3 protein-coding genes and 1 pseudogene are annotated in these 2,615 nt (G+C 65.9%); all 4 read left to right on the forward strand.

Annotated features, from left to right (window positions below; genetic code table 11):
- Positions 1–640 (forward strand): flagellar hook-length control protein FliK (locus VIR09_RS02055; RefSeq protein ID WP_332011339.1); only part of this gene is annotated, 640 nt, incomplete at its 5' end.
- Between the two features lie 170 nt (positions 641–810).
- Complete coding sequence (fliL, locus tag VIR09_RS02060; protein ID WP_332011340.1) at positions 811–1,428, forward strand: flagellar basal body-associated protein FliL; 618 nt, start codon at positions 811–813, stop codon at positions 1,426–1,428.
- 2 nt (positions 1,429–1,430) lie between these two features.
- The gene (gene fliM / locus VIR09_RS02065; RefSeq protein ID WP_332011342.1) at positions 1,431–2,438 is read left to right on the forward strand and encodes a flagellar motor switch protein FliM; all 1,008 of its coding nucleotides are present in this window, start codon (positions 1,431–1,433) and stop codon (positions 2,436–2,438) included.
- Positions 2,431–2,615 (forward strand): annotated as a pseudogene (locus VIR09_RS02070) (flagellar motor switch protein FliN); the annotation flags it as partial. The gene fliM and the pseudogene VIR09_RS02070, both read left to right, overlap by 8 nt.

Raw genomic sequence — 2,615 nt, forward strand, 5'->3', positions numbered from 1 at the left:
CGCCGCCTTGCCCGCGGATGCCGAGGAACCGCCGCTCCAGGCGCTGGCCGCCGCCGAACAGCAGTTCCAGGCGCCCCAGCATGGCGGCTCCGCCCAGGATCACCTGGCCCAGGCCTTGGCCGCGGCCACTCAACGCCAGCCCGCCGCTCCGATTGCCAACCAGTCCGCCATCGCCGCCCCTGTCGTGCCGGTCGTGCTGCAGGTCGCCACCCCGGTTGGCGGCACCCACTGGGGCACCGAGCTTGGCCAGCAGGTCGTCATGATGAGCCACAGCGCCCGTCAGGGCATGCAAACTGCCGAGTTGCGCCTCGACCCGCCCGATCTCGGTCCGCTACGCGTCAGCCTGAACCTGTCGGATGGCGTAGCCAGCGCTTCGTTCGTGTCGGCCCACGCCTCGGTGCGTCAGGCCATCGAAACCGCCCTCCCGCAACTGCAGCAGGCGTTGGCCCAGGCAGGCATCTCGCTAGGCCAGACCAGCGTGGGCGAACAAGCCGCCCAGCAGGAGTTCGCGCAACAAGGCGGCAACGGCTCGCAACGCCATGCTGGCGGCGGCCAGGCTGGCTCCGAAAGCGTGGCCGAAGCGCCCGTCGCCCCCACGGCCTCACGCAACGCCAATGCGCTGGTGGACACCTTCGCCTGATAAAGAAACGCATCGCCTCTGGCCGCGCCTGCGGGCGGTGCAGCAATAGCTTGAGATACGCGGCTTTCGCCCTGTTTTTCGCCTCCAAGCCGAGGCGGCATTTGGGGCAGAATGCTTTCATCCACTAAGAACCCGTTTTCATCAGCGGCAAAACACGCATCGACACCGAGATGGCGACTTCCAAACCTTCACCCATGCCTACGCGCGGCGCGCCTTCTTCCCGCTCCGGCGGCATGGGCCGTATTCTCCGCCCCCTGCTGGCGATTCTGGTCCTGCTCATCGTCGCCGCGGCCAGCGCCGGCGCAACCTGGTTCATCACCCAACGCATGCAGCCGCAAAGCAGCGCACCCGTCCAGCTCGGTGTAGGCCAAGTGCCGGCCGGCGAGCCGGGCCAAGCCGGACCAGCGGGACAAGGCCCCCAGGCGACCCCCACCACCTTCGTCGCGCCTCCCGCCGCCCCGGTCGCTGTGCCCGCCCCGATCTTCGTGCCGATCGAGCCCTTCACCGTCACGCTGCAAAATCCGGATACGGAACGCATCATGCACGTGGGCCTGACGCTGCGCGTCAGTGACGAGCAGACCCGCACGCGTCTCGAAAAGTACATGCCTGAAGTGCGCAGCCGCATCCTGATGGTCCTGTCGTCGCAATCGCCCACCGCCGTGCAAACGCAGCAAGGCAAGACCGACATGGCCAACGCCATCAAGCAGGCCGTCAATCGCCCCTTCTCGCCCATGCCGGACGGCCAGTATGTCACCGACGTACTGTACACGGCGTTCGTGGTGCAATAAGCATGGCCTACGAGGCATTCCTTTCGCAGGACGAGGTTGATGCGCTATTGGCGGGCGTCACCGGCGAAAGCGACAGCAAAGCAACCGCCGCGGACCAGAACGCCGGCGCCCGCGCCTACGACCTGAGTTCGCCTGAGCGCGTCGTGCGGCGCCGCATGCAGACGCTGGAACTCATCAACGAGCGATTCGCTCGCCAGATGCGCCACGTGCTGCTGAACTTCATGCGCCGCAGCGCCGACATCACGGTAGGCTCGATCAAGATCCAGAAGTACGCGGACTTCGAGCGCAACCTGCCGGTGCCCAGCAATCTGAACATGATTCAGATGAAACCCCTGCGCGGCACGGCATTGTTCACCTATGACCCGAACCTGGTGTTCCTGGTCATCGACAGCCTGTTCGGCGGCGACGGCCGCTACCACACGCGCGTCGAAGGCCGCGACTTCACCACGACGGAACAGCGCATCATCCGGCGCCTGCTCAACCTGACCCTGGAAAGCTACGGCAAGTCCTGGGACCCCGTCTATCCGATCGAGTTCGAGTACGTGCGCTCGGAAATGCACACCAAGTTCGCCAGCATCACCGGCAACAATGAAATAGTGGTCGTCACCTCGTTCCACATCGAATTCGGCGCGACCGGCGGCGACCTGAACATCTGCCTGCCCTATTCCATGATCGAGCCTGTGCGCGATCTGCTGACGCGACCGCTGCAGGAAACCACGCTCGAAGAAGTGGACCAGCGCTGGGCGCAGCAGCTCTCGCGCCAGGTGCGCAGCGCGGATATCGACGTGGTCGCGGAATTTGCCCGCGTCCCCTCGTCGATCCGCGAGCTGATGCGCCTGAAGGTAGGCGACGTCCTGCCCGTGACCGTACCCGAAACCATAGTCGCCAGCGTCGACGGCGTGCCGTTGATGGAATGCGGCTATGGCGTCTTCAACGGCCAGTACGCTCTGCGCGTACAGCACATGTTTACCCACGATACAGAATCCAACGAGGCCTCTGACCATGACTGACAAGAACGAGCCCGGTACCGGCTCGTCCCCGGCCGACGACTGGGCCGACGCGCTCGCCGAACAATCCCGCGCCAATCCGCCCACCCAAGCCGACGGACTGAAGCCGCAGGACGACTGGGCCGCTGCGATGGCCGAGCAGACCAGCGCGGCGGCGCCTGCCGCGCAACCGGCAGCCGC

The organism is Achromobacter sp., assembly GCF_036567245.1.
In the GTDB taxonomy this organism is placed as follows: Bacteria; Pseudomonadota; Gammaproteobacteria; order Burkholderiales; family Burkholderiaceae_B; genus Achromobacter.

Coding starts and splice junctions, on each gene's coding strand:
- fliM (WP_332011342.1), top strand. CDS start 1,431: ATGGCCTACGAGGCATTCCTTTCGCAGGACGAGGTTGATGCGCTATTG.
- fliL (WP_332011340.1), top strand. CDS start 811: ATGGCGACTTCCAAACCTTCACCCATGCCTACGCGCGGCGCGCCTTCT.